This window comes from Ectopseudomonas alcaliphila (assembly GCF_900101755.1).
Lineage (GTDB): Bacteria > Pseudomonadota > Gammaproteobacteria > Pseudomonadales > Pseudomonadaceae > Aquipseudomonas > Aquipseudomonas alcaliphila.
In genome coordinates, this window is the sequence record NZ_FNAE01000005.1 from 204,119 (window position 1) to 225,063 (window position 20,945).

Consider the following 20,945-nt stretch of genomic DNA (forward strand, 5'->3'; position numbering starts at 1 on the left):
ATTAGCGGCGCCTCAATGCCCACTGCATTTCCCGAAGATTCCGTCGGTCTGGTCAGCCCCCAGGTGTTCCGTTTCAGCGAACCCCTGGCGCTGGCTTGCGGCCGCAGCCTGGCCGAGTACGAACTGGTCGTCGAAACCTATGGCGAACTGAACGCCGCGCGCAGCAATGCCGTGCTGATCTGCCATGCCCTGTCCGGCCATCATCACGCCGCCGGCTATCACAGCCCGGATGATCGCAAGCCTGGCTGGTGGGACAGCTGCATCGGCCCCGGCAAGCCCATCGACACCAACAAGTTCTTCGTCGTCAGCCTCAACAACCTGGGCGGCTGCAATGGCTCCACCGGCCCGAGCAGCGCCAACCCGGCCACCGGCAAGCCCTATGGCGCCGACTTCCCGGTGATGACGGTGGAAGACTGGGTACACAGCCAGGCGCGCCTGGCCGATGTGCTCGGTATCGAGCAATGGGCAGCGGTGATCGGCGGCAGTCTCGGCGGCATGCAGGCCATGCAGTGGACCATCAGCTATCCCGAGCGCGTACGCCATTGCCTGGCTATCGCTTCGGCGCCCAAGCTGTCGGCGCAGAACATCGCCTTCAACGAAGTGGCGCGCCAGGCGATTCTCACCGACCCGGAATTCCACGGCGGACACTTCCAGGAACAGGGGGTGATCCCCAAGCGCGGCCTGATGCTGGCGCGTATGGTCGGCCATATCACCTACCTGTCCGACGACGCCATGGGCGAGAAATTCGGCCGTGGCCTGAAGAGCGAGAAGCTCAACTACGACTTCCACAGCGTCGAGTTCCAGGTGGAAAGCTACCTGCGTTATCAGGGCGAGGAGTTCTCCGGCCGTTTCGACGCCAACACCTACCTGCTGATGACCAAGGCACTGGACTACTTCGACCCGGCCGCCGCCCATGACGGCGACCTGGCCAAGACCCTGGCCGTGGCCAAGGCGGATTTCTGCGTGATGTCCTTCACCACCGACTGGCGCTTCTCACCCGCCCGCTCGCGGGAGATCGTCGACGCCCTGACGGCGGCGAAGAAGAACGTCTGCTATCTGGAGATCGACGCGCCGCAGGGCCATGACGCCTTCCTCATGCCGATCCCGCGTTACCTGCAGGCGTTCGACAGCTACATGAAGCGAATCGAGGTATGAGCATGCGAGCGGATCTGGACATCATCCAGGAATGGATCGCCCCGGGCAGCCGTGTGCTCGACCTGGGCTGTGGCGACGGCGAGCTGCTCGCCTGGCTGCGCGACAACAAGCAGGTGGCCGGCTACGGCCTGGAAATCGACCCGGACAAGATCGCCCTGTGCATCGAGCGTGGCGTCAACGTCATCGAGCAGAACCTCGACCTGGGCCTGGGCAACTTCGCCAGCAACAGCTTCGACGTGGTGGTCATGACCCAGTCGCTGCAGGCGCTGCACTACCCGGACAAGGTGCTGGCCGAGATGCTGCGTGTCGGCAAGACCTGCATCATCACCTTCCCCAACTTCGGCCACTGGCGCTGCCGCTGGTACCTGACGACGAAAGGTCGCATGCCGGTGTCGGACTTCCTGCCCTATACCTGGTACAACACCCCGAACATCCACTTCTGCACCTTCGAGGACTTCGAGCGTCTCTGTCACGCCCAGGGTGCCCGTGTGGAAGAACGCCTGGCAGTGGACCGTGACCACCGCCACGGCCTGGCAAGCCGCATCTGGCCCAACCTGCTGGGCGAGATCGGCATCTACCGCATCAGCGGCGCGGACCTTTCCGCCCACCGCGTCGCGGTCTGAACGAGGAGAACATCATGAGCCGCATCATCCCCTTCCTGATCGCCCTGTGCCTGGCTTTGCCGGCCGCCGCCGAGCGCAAGCAGAGCTTTGGCGACCTCGACGTGCACTACAGCGTGTTCAACTCCAGCTTCCTGCAGCCGGATATCGCCAGCGCTGCGGGTCTGGTGCGCAGCAAGACCCAGGGCGTGGTCAACATCGCCGTGCTCAAGGCCGGCAAGGCCAGCACCGCGCAGGTCAGCGGCCAGGTGAAGAACCTGCTGGGGCAGAGCACCGCACTGACCTTCAGGCAGGTCACGGAAAGCGGCGCCATCTACTACCTGGCGCAGTTCCCCTTCTCCAGCCGCGAGATTCTCAGCTTCACCCTCGATGTGCGCCAGGGCGACAATACGCACCGCATCACCTTCAACCAGGAAATGTTCCCGGATGACTAATCCAGTGAGTGGCTTCAAGGAACTGGTGCTGGCCAGCCACAATGCCGGCAAGCTCAAGGAGCTGCAGGCCATGCTCGGCGACGCCGTGCGCGTGCGCTCGATCGGTGAGTTCAGCCAGGTCGAGCCGGAAGAGACCGGCCTGTCGTTCGTCGAGAACGCCATCCTCAAGGCGCGCAACGCCGCGCGTATCTCCGGCCTGCCGGCGCTGGCCGACGACTCCGGTCTGGCGGTGGATTTTCTCGGCGGAGCCCCCGGTATCTACTCCGCGCGCTATGCCGATGGCCAGGGCGACGCGGCGAACAACGCCAAGCTGCTCGATGCCCTGAAAGACGTGCCGGACGCCGAGCGCGGCGCGCAGTTCGTCTGTGCCCTGGCCCTGGTGCGCCACGCCGACGATCCGCTGCCGATCCTCTGTGAAGGCCTGTGGCATGGCAGCATCCTGCATGAGGCGCGCGGCGAGCACGGCTTCGGCTACGACCCGCTGTTCTGGGTACCGGAAACCGCCTGTTCCAGCGCCGAGTTGCCGGCCGAGCAGAAGAACCGCCTCAGCCACCGCGCCCGCGCCATGGCCCTGCTCAAGCAGCGCCTGGGGCTATAGCAGCCTTGGCCAGACGCCTGATTCTTAGCAAGAAACCACGCGGCATCGCGAGACGCTTGAGGGCACTGGATCGTTGGGCAGCCAGCTTCGAGGGTTATTTTCCGCAGGAGATTCCTGCGGGTGAACGCTACTGGAACTGGAAGATCCCAGTGCTATTCAGCCTGGTCGAGGGCCGGCACACCAATTCCCAGATTCAAGCTCGCTGTGCCCAGGCATTGATCAACGCCTGCCAGCATCTGATGCACGCCAAACCGCCAGAGGCAGAAAGCTGGCGAGTAACAGCAGTGATCTGCCTGCCAGACTTCTTCACGAGCGAGGTGTGCCTGTATCTGGATGAGGACTACTTCCAGGCTCATACTCGCGCTTCTGCGAGTGAGCACGGCAGCAGTCGCCTTCTGGCGCCATCAAGCCTAGCCGAAGCCTGGTCGCTGCAACTGGTGAATGGCTGCGGCGAACTGGGCACTGAAATCAACGCTCTCGACGAAGACCAACCTACAGGACGCTTCATCGCCCAGCGTTGGTACTTCGGCGAAGTCATGCCACGATAGCCGCCCATTATCGCCTCTCGTTGCCCTACCGTGCCCGACGCCTCTCCCTTCCTGCTCCCGCCCCTCGCGCTCTATATCCACATCCCGTGGTGCGTGCGCAAATGCCCTTACTGCGACTTCAACTCCCATGCAGCCGGGCCGACGCTGCCTGAAGAGGAATACGTCGACGCCCTGCTCGCCGATCTCGATATCGACGTGCAGCACGTCCATGGCCGGCCACTGAGCTCGATTTTCTTCGGTGGCGGCACGCCCAGTCTGTTCTCCGACCGCGCCCTGGGCCGCCTGCTGGAAGGTGTCGAGCGACGCATCGCCTTCGCCCCGGACATCGAAATCACCCTGGAAGCCAACCCCGGCACCTTCGAGCAGGCCAAGTTCAAAGGCTACCGCGCGTTGGGCATCAATCGCCTGTCCATCGGCGTACAGAGTTTCCAGGAGGCCAAGCTCAAGGCGCTGGGACGCATCCACAACGGCGACGAAGCCATCCGCGCCGCCGACATGGCCCGTGCTGCCGGCTTCGACAACTTCAACCTCGACCTGATGCACGGACTACCGGAGCAGAGCATCGAGGACGCCCTGTTCGACCTGCGCACGGCCATCGCCCAGGCGCCGACGCACCTGTCCTGGTACCAGCTGACCATGGAGCCGAACACGGTGTTCTGGAGTAAGCCGCCGACCCTCCCTGAGGACGATCTGCTGTGGGATATCCAGGAAGCCGGCCAGGCACTGCTCGCAGACGAGGGCTACGCGCAGTACGAGGTGTCGGCCTACGCTCAGCCAGGCAAGCAGGCGCGGCATAACCTCAACTACTGGACCTTCGGCGACTTTCTCGGTATCGGCGCTGGCGCACACGCCAAGTTGAGCACGCCCGAAGGACGCATTCAGCGCACCTGGAAAACCCGCCTGCCGAAGGACTACCTCGACCCGGCCAAGGCCTTCCAGGCCGGCGAACGCCTGCTGGCTGCCGAGGAGCTGCCCTTCGAGTTCCTGATGAACGTGCTGCGCCTGACCGAAGGCGCGCCGGCCGAGCTGTTCAGCCAGCGCACCGGCCTGCCGCTGGCCAGCCTGGACGCTGCCCGCGCCGAGGCGCAGGCGCGCAAGCTGCTGCGTGCCGAGCCCGAACGGTTATGCGCCACCGCCGAAGGCCAGCTATTTCTCAACGACCTGCTGCAACAATTCCTGCCCTGAGGCATGCCCTGAGCAGAGGGTGGCCAAAATCCGCCTTTTGCCTGGAACATCACGCGTATTCGGCGATGATCCGGCCGAAACGCGCACCCGGCCGCAGCCTCGCAAGAACGCCTGTGACCGTCATCGCAGATTGCCATCTGCCCGCAACACGGCGACGTCTTTTTGATTAGCCTACCACCCTCCTTGCCGACCGCCCTCCAGCCGTAGCGCTTCCGCCTTCCATCGGAAGCCGCTGCGCATTTGCCATGGAACCGACATACCACCATGCCGATCCCCTCCCGACTACTCAGGACGCTGTGCTGCGCCGCCCTGTTGCTGGTGCTCGCAGGCCAGGCCCATGCCACAGCGGTGCAGCCCGGCCAGAGCGAAGAGAGCTGGACCGTCAACATGCAGGGCGCGGACATCCGCGACTTCATCGAGCAGATCTCCAGCATCAGCGGCCAGACCTTCATCATCGACCCGCGGGTCAAGGGCCAGGTCACGGTGATCGCCCAGGAGCCCATGGGCCTGGCCGAGCTGTACAAGCTGTTTCTCTCGGTGATGACCACCCACGGCTTTGCCGTCATGCCGCAAGGCGACCAGCTCAGCATCATGCCCAACGCCGAGGCCAGAAGCAGCGCCGGCAGCCAGGGCAACCTGGAAACCCGCGTGCTGCAGGTACAGCACGGCGCCGCCAATGACCTGCTGCCGATGATCCGCCCGCTGGTGGCCAACCATGGCCATCTGGCCGCGGTGCCCTCGTCCAACAGCCTGATCATCAGCGACGCGCCCGTCAATATCGAACGCATCGGCGACCTGATTCGCCAGCTGGACGACCGCAGCCAGGACAACTTCAGCGTCTACGAGCTCAAGCACGCCTGGGTCAGCGATCTGGCGAACCTGCTCGGCGCCTCGCTGCAGAACGCCCAGGCCAGTGGCGCCCAGGTCATCGCCGACCCGCGCAGCAACCGCCTGCTGCTGCTCGGCCCTCGCGAAGCGCGACTGCGCCTGCTGAAGCTGGCGCAAAGCCTCGACACGCCCAGTTCGCGCTCGGCCAACACGCGGGTGATACGCCTGCGCCATGCCGACGCCAAGCAGCTGGCCGAGACCCTGGGCGATTTCGGCGACAACCTGAGCCAGAGCCAGGGCAACCAGAGCTCGACGCCCCTGAAACTGATGATCCGCGCCGACCAGAGCCTCAACGCCATCGTCATCATGGCCGAAGCCGACATGGTCAGCCTGTTCGAGGATCTGGTGCGCCAGCTGGATGCGCCGCGCGCGCAGGTACTGGTGGAAGCCGCCATCGTCGAGATGTCCGGCGACATCAACGACGCGCTGGGCGTGCAGTGGGCCATCGACGGCCGCCACAACGCCCTGGGTGGGGTCAATTTCAGCAACACCGGGCTGTCCATCGGCACCCTGCTCGGCGCCATCGCCCGCGACGAGTCCGCCGAGCTGGCCAAGACGCTGCCCAACGGGGCGATCTTCGGCCTGGGCAATGACAACTTCGGCATGCTGATCACCGCCCTGTCAGCCACCGGCAAGAGCAACCTGCTGTCCACGCCGACCCTGCTGACCCTGGACAATCAACCGGCGGAGATTCTGGTCGGGCAGAACGTGCCGTTCCAGACCGGCTCCTACACCACCGACGCGTCGGGCGCGGGCAATCCCTTCACCACCATCGAGCGCAAGGACATCGGCGTCACCCTCAAGGTCACGCCGCATATCAACGACGGCGCCACGCTGCGTCTGGTGATCGAGCAGGAAATCTCCTCCATCGCTCCCAGCACCGGCCTCAATGCCCAGGCGGTGGATCTGGTCACCAACAAGCGCTCTATCAAGAGCACCGTGCTGGCCGATGACGGCCAGGTGATCGTGCTCGGCGGCCTGATTCAGGACGACACCTCGGCCAGCGCGAGCAAGGTTCCCCTGCTGGGCGACATCCCGGGCGTCGGTCGGCTGTTCCGCTCGACCCGCGAAGCGCGGCAGAAACGCAACCTGATGGTCTTCCTGCGTCCGAGCGTGGCGCGCGACGGCGTGGGCCTGGCCAACCTGAGCCTCGGCAAGTACCGCGACCTGCGCCTGCTCGGCCAGGCCAGCGGCTACCACCACCTGCCGCCGCAGGCCCGCGATCTGTTCAGCCAGGAAGTGGCCACGCCCGTCACCGATCTGCGCCAGCCCCAGCCGGCGCAACCACAACCACAACCACAACGCAGCCTGATCGAGACGCCCAGACCGGTCGATCCGGCCAGCCTGGGCAATGGTCAGGGCGGCGAAGTCGCGGCGCCGCGCGCCCACGAGCGCTATACCATTCGCCTGATCGAAGGCGAAAGCCGGGCGTTCATGCAGGCCCTGCTCGGCCGTCATCCGGATCAGCCGCTGCGCCTGCAGCAGCATGAAAGCGGCACTCGCTACGCCCTGCTTTATGGCAGTTATCCGAATCGCGAGCTGGCCCTCAAGGCACTGGCCCACCTGCCCGAGCAACTGCCCAGCCGCGCGGCTGCCGCAGTCCGTGAATAAGCGCTGAGTGCACAGCAGACGCACGGAGCGCCGCCTGAGTGCAAACCGGGCGGTGCCTCCCCACTGCCGTGCCAAGCCGCATCGCCCCACATACAAACGAGACGTAATACACGCTACAGATGAGACTGGCGTCCAAGTTAGCGCGCCCGTCTTGCGACGCTCCGCCTGGCTGTGAAGTGCATAGCGAATTTATGGCACCCGCGTACCTAGACTGCCCCCTTTCGCCTTACCAGAGGAAGGAGCAATGGCATGTCAAAACGCTGGATAACCGCCATGGTCGCCACGGCAATAGTGGGTGGCACCCTGGGATTCGTACTGTCGGAGACCGCGCAGCCGAAAGGCGACACGGCGCAGCAGAAACCGGCCGGCTCGCCGGCTGCTCCCGCAGCCCCCGCCATCGCAGCCCCCGCTGCGCCCGTCACGCCGCAGGCCGCTGACAGCACGGTGCAGGCGCAACCCATTGCCAACGAACCGGCAGCGGCGCAAGTGACGCTGTGGGACGCCGGATCACTGCAGGAAGAGGAAACAGACGGCATCATCCGCCATCTCACCCATCTCGACCCGCAACACCTCTCGAGCCTGCATACCGGCCAGGTCGTGTCCCTCGCCCTGCCGGGGCGACAGCACCCCGTGCGCGCGAGCCTCAGCGAAACCCGTAATACCGCCGGCAGCGCCGTCTGGCATGGCGCCCTGCTCGACGGCGATGCAATGGAAAGCATGACCCTGGTGCGCGGCAAGCTGGAAACCCACATCACCCTGGCCACCGTGGACGGCAGCCTGTCGATCATCGTCGACAACGCCACCGGCAAGACCGTGATCACCGACGAAAACCAGCTGGTCATGCGCGCCGATCCCAACGATCACCTGCATTACGACCATAAAGAGCTGCCCCCGCTGCCGCCGCCCGCCCAGGGCTGATGCACCTCTCTCTTACCCCCAGCACAAGGATTGCAGACATGAAGAACGTGCAATGGTTATCCGCCCTGGCACTGGCGCTGGCCGCTCACCACGCCCAGGCCAACCCCGAGACCGTCGATATCATGGTGCTCTACACCAAGGACGCCCAGGCGCTGCCCAACGGCCGCGACATCGACGCACGCATCGCCAGCTACATCGAGTACACCAACAACGCCTACGCCAAGAGCGGAATCAACCTGCGTCTGCGCCTGGTCCACAAGCAGTTGCTCGACTGGGCCGACTACTACGACGTGTCCGCGGCCAACCTCAACAAGTTCACCTACGACACCCGCGTGCAGCGTCTGCGCGAGGAGTACGGCGCGGATCTGGTGCAACTGATCAACCGCACCACCCAGGGGCAGGGCTACGGCGTCTGCGGCATCGCCTGGATGGGCACCGGGCCGAAGAACAGCGACCGCTTCAACAGCGGCGCCAAGGAGATGGCCTACGGCCTGACCGGGGTCGACTGCAGCCTCAGCACCTTCGCTCACGAGGCCGGCCACAACATGGGCCTGCGCCACTCCTACGAGCAGGACATGCAGGAAGGCTACTACAACACCAACGGCCACAACGGTACCCATGAGTGGAGCCGCGGCTACGGCGTACAGGGCCAGTTCAGCACCATCATGGCCTACCCACAGGTGTTCGGCGCACGCCGCCAGGCCCCGGTATTCTCCAACCCGCGCCTGAGCGACAGCGAATGCGCCAACCAGGCCTGCGGTCAGCATGAGCATGCCGATGCGGTGCGCGCCCTGAACGCCATGGCCAGCCAGATCTCGGCGTTCCGCGCGACCAAGGTACCTGTAACCGGCAATCCGGGGACATCCGATCCCGGCACGCCACCGGCTGACCTATCCTGGTGCAGCAAGCCGGCGCTCAAGGGGCTGGTACAGAACGGCGAGTTCACCACCAGCGACGGCTGGCGTGCGCTGTTCGGCCAGTCCGACCTGAGCCTGGTCAACGTCGCCCTGAACTGTCGCGACAACGCGCTGCAGATGGATGCACGCGGCTTCGACATCCTGGCCACCCCGGTCAGCGGGCTGCGCGAAGGCGTGCAGTACCAGCTCAGGGCCAAGAGCATGCTCAAGGCTCGCAACAGCCGCGAGAACGTACGCCTGGCGATCCTGCAAGAGGGTTCCGACGGCCGCCTGACCTACAGCTCGGAGCAAGCGGCCAGCCTGTCCGTCAGCGGCAACGAGTTCAGCCGTCTGGAAAAGACCTTCACCTACCGGGCACCGACCAATGCGCGCAACCTCTATGTAGCAGTCTGGAGCGACAGCGGCAGCAGCCTGCTGATCGATGAGGTGGAGCTGCAGGAGGTCCAGAGCAACACGCCGCCAGCAGCACCAGCCCAGTTCGGCTGGAACTTCGAGAACGGCATCGGAGGCTGGTCCGGCTACCACGGCGGCGTGCGCGTCAGCACCTATGCCAGCAGCGGGCGCCAGGCTTTGGAGGCCTACCAGCGCGAATATGAAGGCTCGGGCGCCAGCGTCAGCCTGCTCGGCAACCTGGAGGCCGGCAAGCGCTATCGCATCGAGGCGGACCTGAGCATCGGTCGCAGCACCTCGGTCAGTGCCGTCGCCTATGCCTACCTCTATGTCGAGGACAGCAACGGCCGTGGGCAGTATCTGCCGCTCGGTCAGCGCAACACGCGCGGTGGCAGCTGGAGCAGACTGCAGCATGAAGTGCAGTTGCCCACCGGCCCCCTGCGCCGTGCCGAACTGTTGCTGCTTGGCACGCAACGCAGCCAGTCGCTGTTCATCGACAATGTCAGCGTAAACCGGCTGTAAGCCAGCGCACCCATGGCCCCAGCGGCCATGGGTGCGTTAACGAGGAACGCACATGGCACAAGCCAACTCCGGCGCAGTGCGCCACCTGCCAGCAGGCCTCTGCCTGCTGGCACTCCTGGCCTGCAGCCTCAGCCTGAGCTACCAGGCAGCGCAGCTGTGGCGGCTACTGCAGGAACCGGCCGAGCATGCTCACGCACCGCCAGCAGTGCCGCCCCGCGTGGTGGACCGGCAACAACTGGCCATGCTGTTTCCCGCTCTCCCGCCCGAGCATGCCGGCTCCGCCCCGGTCACGTCGCTGCAACTGACCTTGGTGGCCGTGTTCAGGAACCCCAACCAGCAGCGCTCCAGCGCCATCATCCGCCAGCACGGACAAACCGCGCAGCGTGTTGCGGTAGGTGCCAGCATTGCACCCGGAATCAAACTGCACAGCGTCGACCAGCACTACATTACCCTCGACCGCCAGGGTCGTCGGGAAAGCCTGCATTTTCCCGACAGGAACCGCCAACCACTGCTACACGCCACAGACGCGCCGGGGCAGGTGATCGCCCCGCAGCCGGAGTCCATGAAAGCCCTGGCAGGCCGCTGACACTCACCTCGCCGTGCCGACCTGCAAAGCAACCCACAGAGCGATGCGAATCCGGTAGGCTATTGCGCCGGAATCTGCGACGACATAGGTGGAGGTCCCGCTCGACAGCGCGCCGCCCCCCTCGCTTACCCTGCATCGGTCCACTGCCCTGAGAGTGCCCGTGCATTAGCGCCCCGATCCTCTTGCAGCACGGCCATCATGCTGCGCAGCGGGGTCTGCGCCGCGTCAACAAGGAGTCCCAATGGATTTGCTACTGGACCTGATCGTCACCCTCTCGCGCTGGAGCCGCAGCCACCTCGGCGATATCTCCCTGGCCATCATGGCCACTTTGCTGGTGTTGTTCGGCCCGGCCATCAACGCCTGGGTTCAACGCACCATCGGTAACCTCAATTTCGTCCTGCGTACCCTGCTGTTCGTGGTGTTCTGCGCGGTCGGCTACGGCCTGGCCATCGTCTTCCTCACGCCATGGCTGGCCAAGGGTCTGGCGCACTTCAACAACTACACCCTGGCGCCGGTACTGATCCTGATCTTCGCGGTGATCGGCATACTGGCCGACAGGAACTAGGGCGACCACGAAGCGCCATTGAATTCGCGGCAAGAAGACCGCCACCCGACTATGAGATTTCCCTTGTAGGAGTGGTCTCAGCCAAGAACAGTGGCTTTCGCGGCTGAAGCCGCTCCTACGGCGAGCAGGCTAACCACTGTTTCTACAGCACGAACTTGGACACTTCGCTACCAATCTGCCGGCCAAGCGCCTGCAGGTTGGAGGCTGCTGCCGAGGCTGCATGGCTGCTCTGCGACATCTGATCGCCCATGGCGCGGATGTTCTCGGTGTTGCGGTTGACCTCCACGGTCACGCAGGCCTGCTCTTCCGCTGCCGAGGCGATCTGCGCGGCCATGTCGTTGATCTGCCCGATCGCCTCGGTGATCTGCTGCAACAGGTCACTGGCCGCCTGAGCGTCGGTCACGCTCTGCGAGGCCTTGGCAGCGGCGTTGTCCATCACCCCGACCGCCTGGCGGGTGGCGTCCTGCAGCACCTGGATCATCGCCTCGATCTCGCGAGTCGACTCGTGGGTGCGCTTGGACAGCACGCGCACCTCGTCGGCCACAACCGAAAACCCACGACCGTGCTCGCCGGCACGCGCCGCCTCGATGGCCGCATTGAGGGCCAGCAGGTTGGTCTGGTCAGCGATGCTGGCGATGGTGGAGAGAATCGAGCTGATCTCGTTGGAGTGGCGCTGCAATTCATCGATGATGCGTCCGGCACCTTCGACTTCTTCAGCCAGCAGGGAGATGGACTGCTGGCTGCGCTCCACCTGGCGGCGCCCTTCCACGCTCAGACTGACCGAATCCACGGCCTGGCCGGAGGCGGTCTCGGCATTGTGCGAGATTTCCTGCGTGGCGGAAGCCATCTGCGTCACCGCAGTGGCCACCAGGTGCAGTTCGGACTGATGCTGCTGCACGCGCTGGTTCTGCGCGTCAGCATCCTGCGCCACCTGTCCGGACTCGTTACTCAGCGCCACGGCGACCTCGCGCAGCCGCGAAATGATGCCGTGCAACTGCTCGATGAAGCGGTTGAAACTGCTCGATAGCTGGCCAATCTCGTCATTGGAGTTGACCGGCAGGCGCTGGGTCAGGTCGCCATTGCCCTCGGCGATGGCGTTGAGATTGTGACGGATCTGCTCCAGATCACGAAACAGCACACGGCCCAGCAGGGCCAGTACCAGAATGGCGACAGCCAGCATGCCGGTGCCGATGATCAGCTGCACGGCGAGCTGCTTGCGCACCGGCGCGAGTACTTCTGCCTCATCCATGACCATCACGAACGTCCACCGGGTATTGGGGATCTCGACGGCAAACAGCAGGCTGTCGGTGCCCGCCACCTCAGCCTGGGTGAGACGACGCTGCTGCACCAGGGCCTTGAGCTGCTCGCCACCCAGCGTTGGCGAAAAGTCAGAGGCCGACTTGGTGCGCCACTCCTTGTCGGGGTGCGCGATCATCTGCCCGCTCTGGTCGATCAACAACGCATAGCCGTCACCGGGGATGCTCAGCTTGCCGATGGTCTCGGTCAGCGTATCGAGCGTCAGGTTGGCGCCGACCACACCGATCAGCCCGCCGTTGCGGCGTGCCGGGTAGGCGATGGTCACCACGTAGGCACCATCGGTGAGCGAGACGTAAGGGTCGCTGATGAACACATCGTTGTTCTTCTCGGCGCCCTGATACCAGCCACGCTGACGCGGGTCGTAGTTCTGCAGGATCACCGTCGGGTCGTTCTGCAGCATCTGCCCATCGACCGTGCCGATGTAGGTGATGTTGAAGGCGAAGGTTGCCCAGGTCTGCTGCAGCAGGATGTGCGGGGCGATCTGCGGCTGCTCCACCAGGCTGCCCGCCGTGGTCTTCACGGCATTGATGCGGTCGTGCATCCAGTTGCCCAGGTTGACCGATACCGACTGAGCGAAGCCGTCGATATCTCGCTGCAGGGTGTCATTGACGGTCCGATCCAGGGACGAAACGCTCTGCCAGATCAGCGCAATGCTGACCAGCGATAACAGCGCCGCAGCCGTCAGGGTGATTTTCAGGCGCAGCGGCCAATCCTTGATGTTCATGCAAAGGACTCCATCGATGGCAGGCTCGAGCCGACACCTGTCGTTGAAAGCCAGAACCATGACGAAGCGACGCAGCGCAGGAGCAGAAGCCTCTGGGAGGGCCTTTCAGCGCAGAGCGCTATCACCGGGATCTGGAAACAGTTAGGGGTTGCCCGGGAACCTAGGTAGGCAGGGTGGGCACACGCTGGTAATAAGCGACCGCACGACGGAGAACGTGAAGCCGAAAATCCGCAAAATGTTGAAAAGCATTGAGCTAGAGCGGCTCATAACGTCCAGCCGTGGCTATACTGGGCGCCTAGCTCAGGGCATCAGCCAGCTCATCACGCGCTCGGCCAGCTGTTCGGGCGTGTGCCGGGTGGTGTCCAGCCGCAGCACCGGGCAGCCCAGATGGCGGGCCATCCAGGTTTCGTGCATGCGCAGGCTGCGCGTGTGCAGGTCACCCTGTTCGTAGCCGGCCGCCCATTCGAGGAACGCCAGGCTCTGCGCGTACATATCGCCGCCCGGCTGGATGCGCTCACCGTAGCGCTGCGATTCACGCTGACGCAATCGGTGCATGCGCTCCTGGTCGTCCAGGCGCAGGAACAGGGCATGACTGAACGATGGGATCAACGCCTCGCCCCAGCTACACAGCGAGCCGCTGAGCACCCAGTTCGGCGCCTGCGCTGCACGCTCGCGGATCAGCCTGACGCGGTCCTCGGGCGCGCGCTTGTGCTGGTAAGGTGGCTCGCTGGGCAGCCAGTAGAAATCGTCGGTGTCCAGATGCAGCCAGCCGTAGCGCTCGGCCAGCGTACGGGCCAGGGTGGTGGTGCCCGAGCCGGATGCACCGAAGATATGTAACCGAACCTCCATGGATTTACCTCTCCTCGAACAGGACTTCATCATGATTCGCCCCTACCATCGCACAGACAGCGACGCCGTACTCGACCTCTGGCTGGAGGCCTCCCTCCAGGCCCACGACTTCGTGCCACAGGCGTTCTGGCGCGAACAACTAACGGCCATGCGCGACCACTATCTGCCGCAGGCCGAAACCCTGGTGCTGGAGGAGAACGACCAGGTACTTGGCTTCGTGTCACTGCATGAGCAGCGCCTGGCAGCATTGTTCGTCAGCCCGCACGCCCAAGGCCGCGGCCTGGGTCGTCAGCTACTGGACGAGGCCAAACGCAGACGTGACAGCCTGGAGCTCGGCGTCTACCGCGCCAACACCCGGGCGGTGGCCTTCTACCGGGCAGGCGGGTTCGTGACGGTGGACGAGACACGCGACCCGCACACCGGCCAGCTGGAGCTGACGATGCGCTGGTCGCGCGAGTAAGGAAGGCTCAGTTGCCTTCGCGGCGCAGCGCCTGCGGGGTGAAGTCGCGCGGGCTCAGCCTGGCGTTGAAGTCATACATCTTCTCGTTGTTATCCAGCCCGTCAGCGAAGTAGCGGCCGCCCTTGAGGTCGTAGATGGTCTCCAGGGTCGAGCCGAACATCGGCACGTCGTAGTAGCTGATCGGGTGGGCTTCCTGCAGGCCAATCAGGTTGCCGCTGCGGTCATACAGGTCGACCGCGAGGACCTGCCAGCTGTCCTCGTCCAGATAGAAGCGGCGTTTGCCGTAGGGATGGCTGAAGCCGGTACGCAGATCCGCCTCGACCACCCAGACGCGGTGCAGCTCGTAACGCAGCAACTCCGGGTTGATGTGCTTGGCCTGCAGGATATCGGCATAGGGAATGCCGCGCTGGTGCACGGCATAGCTGTTGTAGGGCACCAGCATCTCGCGCTTGCCCAACAACTGCCACTCGTAGCGATCCGGCGCGCCATTGTAGGAGTCCACCTGGTCGGCGGTGGCCATGCCGTTGGTGTCCGGCTGCAGGGTGTCGTAGGCAAGCATCGGCAGACGGCGGACGCGGCGCTCACCACGGTTGAAGCGCCAGGCCTTGCGGATCGCCAGCACCTGATCGAGGGTTTCCTGCACCACCAGCGCCGAGCCAGCCAGCTTGGCCGGGGCCACGACCTTGTACTTGTAGTGGAACAGGGTGTTGTCCAGATCCTGCGGGGCGACGCCGTCACGACCGTAGACGAAGTAGATGTCGCGCTCGAGCTTGAGCAGGTTGTAACTACCGTTGCTGAGCACCGCCGCCTGATTGGTGACCATGCTGATCTGGTCGCCACGGTAACGCATGACGTGGTTCCAGATCGCCTCCTGGCCGTTCGCCGGCAGCGGGAAGGGTACGCCGGAAGCTGCCCCCTGAACGCCATTGCCACCGGAAATCAGCTCGGCATTCAGTGCGTTGAAACGCGTCGCGTCGTAGATGCGTTGCGGCGCGGCTGCACTGCGACGGGTCGGGAACACGCGCAAATAGAAGCTGGGGTTTTGCTGCAGCAGGGTCTTGAGGCCGACCGGCAGCTGTTGTTCGTACTGCGCCAGGTTCTGACTGTCGACCCGGTACAGCAGTTTGTCGTCAGCGAAGGGATCAGGGTGATGCATGCCCGGCTGGTAGTTGGCCGGCGGCGTAGCCTGGCCGCCCGTCCAGGCCGGGATAGTGCCACTGGCATTACCGGCACGCTCGCCGCCAAGCGGCGTCAGGTCCTGACCCAGGCGCGCGGCCTGGCTGGCATCGACCTTGGCCTGGGCCTGAAACGCCAGGGCAGTCAGCAGAAAAAGGGAAACCGATCTCAACACAATGCTCTCCTCGCGGCGCCCTGCAAGCGGTGCCGCTATTGTCCGCGCCCCTTGTAGGTGCGCTTGTCTTTGTTGTGTTCTGAGAGCCTGCTCACGATCTCGCGAGCTAGAGCGATACAAGGCAAAAACAAGCGAGGAAGCGGAGTTTACGAGTGGTAAATGAGCATTCCGAGCTTGTTTTTAACGCAGTAGCGCCGACGCGCAGCAGATCGTGAGCAGGTTCTGAGGTGAGGCGCCGTCCTGGCTGTCGGGTTATCCCGATCTAATCGTGCATCCTGCCGGTTCTGATGGAACGCTTGCGATCCCTGACGACAGGGATCGCTGGGTGAATCATTCCTGACGCTGGAACTTCAGATCCCACACGCCATGGCCGAGACGCTCGCCACGACGCTCAAACTTGGTCACCGGGCGCTCCTCGGGGCGCGGCACGTAGGTGCCATCGGCCGCCAGGTTGCGATAGCCCGGCGCTGCATTCATCACCTCGAGCATGTGCTCGGCGTAATTTTCCCAGTCGGTGGCCATGTGCAGAACGCCGCCGACCTTCAGCTTGCTGCGCACCAGCTCGGCGAAAGCCGGCTGGACGATACGGCGCTTGTGGTGACGCGACTTGTGCCAGGGATCGGGGAAGAACAGCAGCACGCGATCGAGGCTGGCATCGGCCACGCAGTCGCGCAGCACTTCCAGCGCATCGCAGCTGTACACGCGAATATTGCTCAGGTTCTGCACCATCGCGCCGCTCAACAACGCACCGACGCCAGGCTTGTGCACCTCGACACCGATGAAATCCTGCCCGGGTGCTGCAGCAGCCATCTCCAGAGTGGAATGGCCCATGCCGAAGCCGATCTCGAAGGTACGCGGCGCGCTGCGACCGAACACCTGGTCGAAGTCGCGCAGGCCATCTTCCAGCTCCAGGCCGAACAGCGGCCAGCCCTTGTCGATGCCACGCTGCTGGCCTTCGGTCATGCGTCCGGCGCGCATCACGAAGCTCTTGATGGTACGGCGCTGGCGACCGTCTTCGGTCAGTTCGGGCTGTTGGGTATCGGTCATGCTGGGCTCTTGTAGATTGCGTTACGACTTGGCTCGCCGTCGGACCGGCACGCAGCAAATCGTCATCCTTAATTGATCAGGCCAGTCAGCGGCGACGAGGCGCTGGCATAGAGTTTCTTCGGCATGCGACCGGCCAGGTAGGCCAGGCGCCCGGCCTCGACAGCATGCTGCATGGCACGGGCCATGAGCACCGGATTCTGCGCTTCGGCAATGGCGCTGTTCATCAGCACGGCCTCGCAGCCCAGTTCCATGGCGATGGTGGCGTCGGAGGCAGTGCCCACGCCGGCATCAACCAACACCGGCACCTTCGACTCTTCGAGGATGATGCGCAGGTTGTAGGGGTTACAGATGCCCAGGCCGGAGCCGATCAGGCCGGCCAGCGGCATCACCGCGATGCAGCCGATCTCGGCCAGCTGACGGGCGATGATCGGGTCGTCGCTGGTGTAAACCATCACGTCGAAACCGTCCTTGACCAGCACTTCGGCGGCCTTGATGGTCTCGATGACGTTGGGGAACAGGGTTTTCTGGTCAGCCAGCACTTCCAGCTTGACCAGGTTGTGCCCATCGAGCAGTTCGCGGGCCAGGCGGCAGGTGCGCACGGCCTCGACCGCATCGTAGCAACCGGCAGTGTTGGGCAGAATGGTGTATTTGTCCGGGCTGATCACGTCGAGCAGGTTCGGCTCACCGGGGTTCTGGCCGATGTTGGTACGGCGCACCGCCACGGTGACGATCTCGGCGCCGGAGGCGGCGATGGCGTCACGGGTTTCGTCCATATCCTTGTACTTGCCGGTACCGACCAGCAGGCGCGACTGGAACGTACGACCGGCCAGGGTGAAGGGCTTGTCGCTGCGAACTTGGCTCATGGAAAACTCCTCGTGAGGTCAACCGCCGCCGATGGCGTGCACCACTTCCACCTGATCGCCTTCGGCGAGCTGGGTGCTGTCGTGCTGGCTGCGTGGAACGATGTCCTGATTGAGTTCGACCGCCACACGGCGCCCGGTCAGATCGAGGCGAACCAACAGGTCGGCGACGCTCTGATTATCCGGCAGTTCGAAGGGTTCACCATTCAACTGGATACGCATGACGACTCGGTCACAACTGGGAAGAGGGCCGGCATTCTAGCCCGTTAACTGGCCACGACCAAGGCTAAAAGGCGCCATTCGTCCTCATTTCTGACGCCAGGGTCAGGCCAGTCTCCAGGCCGCCAAACCCAGGCACAGCCAACCAATCAGGAAGGCGACACCACCGAACGGAGTAATGATGCCCAGCTTGCCGATACCGCTGAGGGTCAGCAGGTAGAGGCTGCCGGAAAACAGCAGGATCCCCAGGGCGAAAGCGCCACCTGCCAGGTTCACCAGCCGTCCCGGCATCTGCAGCGCCAGCAGACCGACGCCGAACAATGCCAGCGCATGAATCAACTGGTAATGGGTACCGGTCTGGAAAACCGCCAGATATTCGGGAGTCAGCCTTTGCTTCAGGCCGTGGGCGGCGAAAGCCCCCAGGGCAACACCGGTGAAGCCGGCGAACGCGGACAACAGTAGCCAGAGACGGGCCATGGAAACTCCTGATGAGATGGACCTGAACGCAGTTTAACCATTGAGGCCGAAGGCGAATGGGGCGTTATTGTCACACCCAGGTATCAGGCGGGAATTTCCTCAGCGCTTTTTTGTTGCCTGCCATCCATGACGGCAACCCTTCGGGCCGTCGCAAAGCGACGTCAAAAATTGCTCCCGGCAATTTTTTGTTGCCAGCCATTCCTGGCGGCAACCCTAGCGGGCCGACTACAGCGCTGACGTCAAAAATCGCTCTCGGTGATTTTTTGTTTTAATAGCGCCACATCCGATCGATGCGAGACCCCATGCTCCGAGCCCTTACCCGCCGCCTGCTGAAACTGCTGCTCTGGCTGATCCTGGCCAGCGCGCTGCTGGTGCTTGCCCTGCGCTGGGTGCCGCCACCCGGCACGGCGCTGATGATCGAGCGCAAGATCGAATCCTGGGGCAGCGAACAGCCCATTGAACTGAAGCGTCAGTGGCGTCCGTGGAACGAGCTGCCGGATCACCTGAAGATGGCGGTGATCGCCGCTGAAGACCAGAAATTCGCCGAGCACTGGGGGTTCGATGTCGGCGCGATTCAGGCGGCGCTGGCGCACAACCAGAGCGGCGGTTCGCTGAGGGGCGCTAGCACCCTTAGCCAGCAGGTGGCCAAGAACCTGTTTCTCTGGTCCGGACGCAGCTGGCTGCGCAAGGGGCTAGAAGCCTGGTTCACCGCACTGATCGAGCTGCTCTGGTCGAAGGAGCGCATCCTCGAGGTCTATCTCAACAGCGTTGAATGGGGCGATGGCATCTTTGGCGCCGAAGCCGCCGCACAACACCATTTTGGCGTCGGCGCGCCCTATCTAAATCGTCAGCAGGCCAGCCAGCTGGCTGCGGTGCTACCCAACCCGCTGCGCTGGAGCGCCGGCCGGCCGGACGCCTATGTCAATCGCCGCGCCGCCTGGATTCGTCAGCAGATGACGCAGCTGGGTGGCAGTCACTACCTCAATCAACTCAAGCCGCAGCGCCCCGATTGGTGGCCGCGCTGGCTGTAAGCTAGCGGGTAGCGCGAAAAGCCTTGCGCGGAACGGCGTGCAAAAGCTGGACCTCGTCGCCCTGCAGATGCACAGTCAGCCCCCATTGTGGATAGACCCAGGCCTGGCCTTCGGCCAGCTCCAACGTCAAGCGTGGCTGCCCGAGACTCGCAGCCAGGCGGTCGCTGACCAGCGCTTGCGGGGCTCTCAGATTGAGGCTGACGATGGAAAAGCCAGCCATCTGATCGACCAGTGATTGACCAAGGGCCAACTCGGTACCACCGGCCTGGAGGCCCTGCGCCGCCATCAGACCGTCGCGCTGCTCAAGGCTCAACCTCAGCTCCGCCTCGAGCAACCAGCCGCCCTCTTCCCCGTCGAGCGACGCACGATAGAAAAGCCGTGCGCCGTCCAGGCGCGGCGCCAGCCACAGCTCGCCTGGCGCCAACGCCTGTACCTCACGCAGCGTCAGCTCGTCTTCGGCCAACGGCTGCAACAGCGTATCGCGCCATTGCTGCAGATTGGCCAGCGGATGCACCTCACCACTGCGCATCAGCCAGGCGCCCCAGGCGAAAAACAGCACGGCCACGGCCACGAACACCAGCAGGTGCTGCGCTTTGAGAGGGATCTTGTTCAAGGCAATTGCTCCAGACAGCAAAAAGCCGCACCAGGGTGCGGCTTTTCGGGGTAACGGCAGGCTCAGGCGGCAATACAGCCCTTGAGCTTGTTCATCGCATTCTTCTCGAGCTGACGAATACGCTCGGCCGACACGTTGTACTTGGCGGCCAGGTCATGCAGCGTCGCCTTTTCCTCGGCCAGCCAGCGCTGGTAGAGAATATCGCGGCTGCGCTCGTCCAGGCTTTCCAGCGCTTCGTGCAGGTTGCTGCTGGAACTGTCGCTCCAGTCGGCATCTTCGAGCTGGCGAGCCGGGTCGTAGCGGTGGTCTTCCAGGTAATGCGCCGGCGACTGGAAGGCGCTGTCGTCGTCGGCATCGGCTGCCGGATCGAAGGCCATGTCCTGGCCGGTCAGGCGACTTTCCATCTCGCGCACTTCGTGCGGCTCAACGCCCAGGCTTGCGGCCACGGCGGTGACTTCATCGTTGTTCAGCCAGGCCAGACGCTTCTTCTGGCTGCGCAGGTTGAAGAACAGTTTGCGCTGCGCCTTGGTAGTAGCCACTTTGACGATGCGCCAGTTCTTCAGGATGAACTCGTGGATTTCCGCACGAATCCAGTGCACGGCGAAGGACACCAGACGCACACCCATTTCCGGGTTGAAGCGCTTGACCGCCTTCATCAGACCGACGTTGCCTTCCTGGATCAGGTCGGCCTGGGCCAGACCATAACCGGAGTAGCTGCGAGCGATATGCACCACGAAACGCAGGTGAGCCAGCACCATCTGGCGGGCGGCCTCGAGATCCTGCTGGTAGTAGAGATTTTCGGCCAGTTCACGCTCCTGCTCGGGCGTCAGCAGCGGAATGCTGTTGACCGCATGCACGTACGCTTCCAGGTTGGCGCCCGGAACCAGAGCATGAACAGGTTGCAAGGAAGTGGACATTCGAATCCTCCGATTCACGAAACTCGTGCAGTGTAGCACTGCGCTATCTGATGCAGGGCCTGTGGATAAGTTCCCTGTCAGATAGTCAATATCAACCAAAACAATGACTTGTCAGCTTGCGTTCAGCCTCGCCGAACAGCGCC

The 20,945-nt window shown here is 63.9% G+C and carries 22 protein-coding genes; 13 read left to right on the forward strand and 9 right to left on the reverse strand.

Translation table 11 applies throughout. The annotated features are described in order from the left end of the window. Nucleotides 1–15 precede the first annotated feature (15 nt). The 11 genes from metX (at nucleotide 16) to BLR77_RS17165 (ending at nucleotide 10,937) form a co-directional block, all read left to right on the forward strand. A complete protein-coding gene (gene metX, locus BLR77_RS17115; RefSeq protein ID WP_074679949.1) occupies nucleotides 16–1,155 on the forward strand; it encodes a homoserine O-succinyltransferase MetX in 1,140 nt (379 codons plus the stop codon). Between the two features lie 2 nt (nucleotides 1,156–1,157). Next, nucleotides 1,158–1,778 (forward strand): methionine biosynthesis protein MetW, encoded by a 621-nt coding sequence (gene metW, locus BLR77_RS17120; RefSeq protein WP_026088470.1) that lies wholly within the window; start codon nucleotides 1,158–1,160, stop codon nucleotides 1,776–1,778. Between the two features lie 14 nt (nucleotides 1,779–1,792). Then, nucleotides 1,793–2,209, forward strand: a complete 417-nt coding sequence (locus BLR77_RS17125) for a DUF4426 domain-containing protein (protein ID WP_074679952.1) — start codon at nucleotides 1,793–1,795, stop codon at nucleotides 2,207–2,209. Then, nucleotides 2,202–2,807, forward strand: coding sequence for an RdgB/HAM1 family non-canonical purine NTP pyrophosphatase (rdgB, locus tag BLR77_RS17130; RefSeq protein WP_074679955.1), 606 nt, complete (start codon nucleotides 2,202–2,204; stop codon nucleotides 2,805–2,807). The genes BLR77_RS17125 and rdgB overlap by 8 nt, the downstream gene beginning before the upstream one ends. A 56-nt stretch (nucleotides 2,808–2,863) precedes the next feature. Then, nucleotides 2,864–3,355, forward strand: a complete 492-nt coding sequence (locus BLR77_RS17135; protein ID WP_238380587.1) for a DUF3916 domain-containing protein — start codon at nucleotides 2,864–2,866, stop codon at nucleotides 3,353–3,355. 30 nt (nucleotides 3,356–3,385) lie between these two features. Further along, nucleotides 3,386–4,540 carry a radical SAM family heme chaperone HemW gene (gene hemW, locus BLR77_RS17140; protein ID WP_074679957.1) on the forward strand — a complete coding sequence of 385 codons (1,155 nt, stop codon included), beginning with the start codon at nucleotides 3,386–3,388 and terminating at the stop codon, nucleotides 4,538–4,540. A 264-nt stretch (nucleotides 4,541–4,804) separates the two neighbouring features. After that, entirely contained in the window at nucleotides 4,805–7,039 is a 2,235-nt protein-coding gene (gene gspD / locus BLR77_RS17145) for a type II secretion system secretin GspD (protein WP_083366082.1), read from the forward strand. 249 nt (nucleotides 7,040–7,288) lie between these two features. Beyond that, nucleotides 7,289–7,957, forward strand: coding sequence for a biofilm-associated metzincin protease inhibitor BamI (gene bamI, locus BLR77_RS17150; RefSeq protein WP_074679959.1), 669 nt, complete (start codon nucleotides 7,289–7,291; stop codon nucleotides 7,955–7,957). Between the two features lie 38 nt (nucleotides 7,958–7,995). Further along, on the forward strand, nucleotides 7,996–9,786 hold the full coding sequence (mep72, locus tag BLR77_RS17155; protein WP_074679961.1) for a biofilm-associated metzincin protease Mep72: 1,791 nt from the start codon (nucleotides 7,996–7,998) through the stop codon (nucleotides 9,784–9,786). A 52-nt stretch (nucleotides 9,787–9,838) separates the two neighbouring features. Then, a complete protein-coding gene (locus tag BLR77_RS17160) occupies nucleotides 9,839–10,372 on the forward strand; it encodes a type II secretion system protein N (protein ID WP_074679975.1) in 534 nt (177 codons plus the stop codon). A 241-nt stretch (nucleotides 10,373–10,613) separates the two neighbouring features. Further along, nucleotides 10,614–10,937: a DUF3392 domain-containing protein gene (locus BLR77_RS17165; RefSeq protein ID WP_074679979.1), complete on the forward strand. Its 324-nt coding sequence runs from the start codon at nucleotides 10,614–10,616 to the stop codon at nucleotides 10,935–10,937. A 142-nt stretch (nucleotides 10,938–11,079) separates the two neighbouring features. Here BLR77_RS17165 and BLR77_RS17170 read toward each other — a convergent pair whose 3' ends face one another. Further along, complete coding sequence (locus tag BLR77_RS17170) at nucleotides 11,080–12,978, reverse strand: methyl-accepting chemotaxis protein (RefSeq protein ID WP_074679982.1); 1,899 nt, start codon at nucleotides 12,976–12,978, stop codon at nucleotides 11,080–11,082. A 300-nt stretch (nucleotides 12,979–13,278) separates the two neighbouring features. Further along, nucleotides 13,279–13,827: an AAA family ATPase gene (locus BLR77_RS17175; RefSeq protein WP_074679985.1), complete on the reverse strand. Its 549-nt coding sequence runs from the start codon at nucleotides 13,825–13,827 to the stop codon at nucleotides 13,279–13,281. On the opposite strand from BLR77_RS17175, the gene BLR77_RS17180 reads away from it, so the two are divergent. Then, nucleotides 13,826–14,287 carry an N-acetyltransferase gene (locus BLR77_RS17180; protein ID WP_074679988.1) on the forward strand — a complete coding sequence of 154 codons (462 nt, stop codon included), beginning with the start codon at nucleotides 13,826–13,828 and terminating at the stop codon, nucleotides 14,285–14,287. The genes BLR77_RS17175 and BLR77_RS17180 overlap by 2 nt on opposite strands. Nucleotides 14,288–14,294: 7 nt before the next feature. On the opposite strand, the gene BLR77_RS17185 is transcribed toward BLR77_RS17180, so the two are convergent. The 5 genes from BLR77_RS17185 to BLR77_RS17205 form a co-directional block, all read right to left on the reverse strand. Then, nucleotides 14,295–15,638 carry a DUF1329 domain-containing protein gene (locus BLR77_RS17185; RefSeq protein WP_074679990.1) on the reverse strand — a complete coding sequence of 448 codons (1,344 nt, stop codon included), beginning with the start codon at nucleotides 15,636–15,638 and terminating at the stop codon, nucleotides 14,295–14,297. A gap of 330 nt (nucleotides 15,639–15,968) precedes the next feature. Beyond that, nucleotides 15,969–16,685 carry a tRNA (guanosine(46)-N7)-methyltransferase TrmB gene (gene trmB, locus BLR77_RS17190; RefSeq protein WP_074679993.1) on the reverse strand — a complete coding sequence of 239 codons (717 nt, stop codon included), beginning with the start codon at nucleotides 16,683–16,685 and terminating at the stop codon, nucleotides 15,969–15,971. 68 nt (nucleotides 16,686–16,753) lie between these two features. Continuing rightward, nucleotides 16,754–17,548: a thiazole synthase gene (locus tag BLR77_RS17195; protein ID WP_017363115.1), complete on the reverse strand. Its 795-nt coding sequence runs from the start codon at nucleotides 17,546–17,548 to the stop codon at nucleotides 16,754–16,756. An 18-nt stretch (nucleotides 17,549–17,566) separates the two neighbouring features. Beyond that, nucleotides 17,567–17,767 (reverse strand): sulfur carrier protein ThiS, encoded by a 201-nt coding sequence (gene thiS / locus BLR77_RS17200; RefSeq protein ID WP_061240208.1) that lies wholly within the window; start codon nucleotides 17,765–17,767, stop codon nucleotides 17,567–17,569. Between the two features lie 102 nt (nucleotides 17,768–17,869). Beyond that, complete coding sequence (locus tag BLR77_RS17205) at nucleotides 17,870–18,241, reverse strand: DUF423 domain-containing protein (RefSeq protein WP_074679995.1); 372 nt, start codon at nucleotides 18,239–18,241, stop codon at nucleotides 17,870–17,872. 302 nt (nucleotides 18,242–18,543) lie between these two features. On the opposite strand from BLR77_RS17205, the gene mtgA reads away from it, so the two are divergent. Next, on the forward strand, nucleotides 18,544–19,272 hold the full coding sequence (gene mtgA / locus BLR77_RS17210; protein ID WP_074679998.1) for a monofunctional biosynthetic peptidoglycan transglycosylase: 729 nt from the start codon (nucleotides 18,544–18,546) through the stop codon (nucleotides 19,270–19,272). A 1-nt stretch (nucleotide 19,273) separates the two neighbouring features. Here mtgA and BLR77_RS17215 read toward each other — a convergent pair whose 3' ends face one another. Together BLR77_RS17215 and rpoH are read right to left on the reverse strand one after the other, a co-directional pair. After that, nucleotides 19,274–19,885, reverse strand: coding sequence for a hypothetical protein (locus BLR77_RS17215; protein ID WP_074680001.1), 612 nt, complete (start codon nucleotides 19,883–19,885; stop codon nucleotides 19,274–19,276). A 62-nt stretch (nucleotides 19,886–19,947) separates the two neighbouring features. Continuing rightward, nucleotides 19,948–20,802, reverse strand: coding sequence for an RNA polymerase sigma factor RpoH (gene rpoH, locus BLR77_RS17220; RefSeq protein WP_072424901.1), 855 nt, complete (start codon nucleotides 20,800–20,802; stop codon nucleotides 19,948–19,950). Nucleotides 20,803–20,945 lie beyond the last annotated feature (143 nt).

What these genes read in the sequence shown, in the direction of transcription:
- mep72 (WP_074679961.1), top strand. Translation starts at nt 7,996, where the DNA reads ATGAAGAACGTGCAATGGTTATCCGCCCTGGCACTGGCGCTGGCCGCT.
- BLR77_RS17180 (WP_074679988.1), top strand. Translation starts at nt 13,826, where the DNA reads ATGGATTTACCTCTCCTCGAACAGGACTTCATCATGATTCGCCCCTAC.
- BLR77_RS17125 (WP_074679952.1), top strand. Translation starts at nt 1,793, where the DNA reads ATGAGCCGCATCATCCCCTTCCTGATCGCCCTGTGCCTGGCTTTGCCG.
- BLR77_RS17205 (WP_074679995.1), bottom strand. Translation starts at nt 18,241, where the DNA reads ATGGCCCGTCTCTGGCTACTGTTGTCCGCGTTCGCCGGCTTCACCGGT.
- BLR77_RS17195 (WP_017363115.1), bottom strand. Translation starts at nt 17,548, where the DNA reads ATGAGCCAAGTTCGCAGCGACAAGCCCTTCACCCTGGCCGGTCGTACG.
- BLR77_RS17165 (WP_074679979.1), top strand. Translation starts at nt 10,614, where the DNA reads ATGGATTTGCTACTGGACCTGATCGTCACCCTCTCGCGCTGGAGCCGC.
- thiS (WP_061240208.1), bottom strand. Translation starts at nt 17,767, where the DNA reads ATGCGTATCCAGTTGAATGGTGAACCCTTCGAACTGCCGGATAATCAG.
- bamI (WP_074679959.1), top strand. Translation starts at nt 7,289, where the DNA reads ATGTCAAAACGCTGGATAACCGCCATGGTCGCCACGGCAATAGTGGGT.
- gspD (WP_083366082.1), top strand. Translation starts at nt 4,805, where the DNA reads ATGCCGATCCCCTCCCGACTACTCAGGACGCTGTGCTGCGCCGCCCTG.
- BLR77_RS17170 (WP_074679982.1), bottom strand. Translation starts at nt 12,978, where the DNA reads ATGAACATCAAGGATTGGCCGCTGCGCCTGAAAATCACCCTGACGGCT.
- BLR77_RS17175 (WP_074679985.1), bottom strand. Translation starts at nt 13,827, where the DNA reads ATGGAGGTTCGGTTACATATCTTCGGTGCATCCGGCTCGGGCACCACC.
- trmB (WP_074679993.1), bottom strand. Translation starts at nt 16,685, where the DNA reads ATGACCGATACCCAACAGCCCGAACTGACCGAAGACGGTCGCCAGCGC.
- BLR77_RS17160 (WP_074679975.1), top strand. Translation starts at nt 9,839, where the DNA reads ATGGCACAAGCCAACTCCGGCGCAGTGCGCCACCTGCCAGCAGGCCTC.
- mtgA (WP_074679998.1), top strand. Translation starts at nt 18,544, where the DNA reads ATGCTCCGAGCCCTTACCCGCCGCCTGCTGAAACTGCTGCTCTGGCTG.
- metX (WP_074679949.1), top strand. Translation starts at nt 16, where the DNA reads ATGCCCACTGCATTTCCCGAAGATTCCGTCGGTCTGGTCAGCCCCCAG.
- rdgB (WP_074679955.1), top strand. Translation starts at nt 2,202, where the DNA reads ATGACTAATCCAGTGAGTGGCTTCAAGGAACTGGTGCTGGCCAGCCAC.
- metW (WP_026088470.1), top strand. Translation starts at nt 1,158, where the DNA reads ATGCGAGCGGATCTGGACATCATCCAGGAATGGATCGCCCCGGGCAGC.
- rpoH (WP_072424901.1), bottom strand. Translation starts at nt 20,802, where the DNA reads ATGTCCACTTCCTTGCAACCTGTTCATGCTCTGGTTCCGGGCGCCAAC.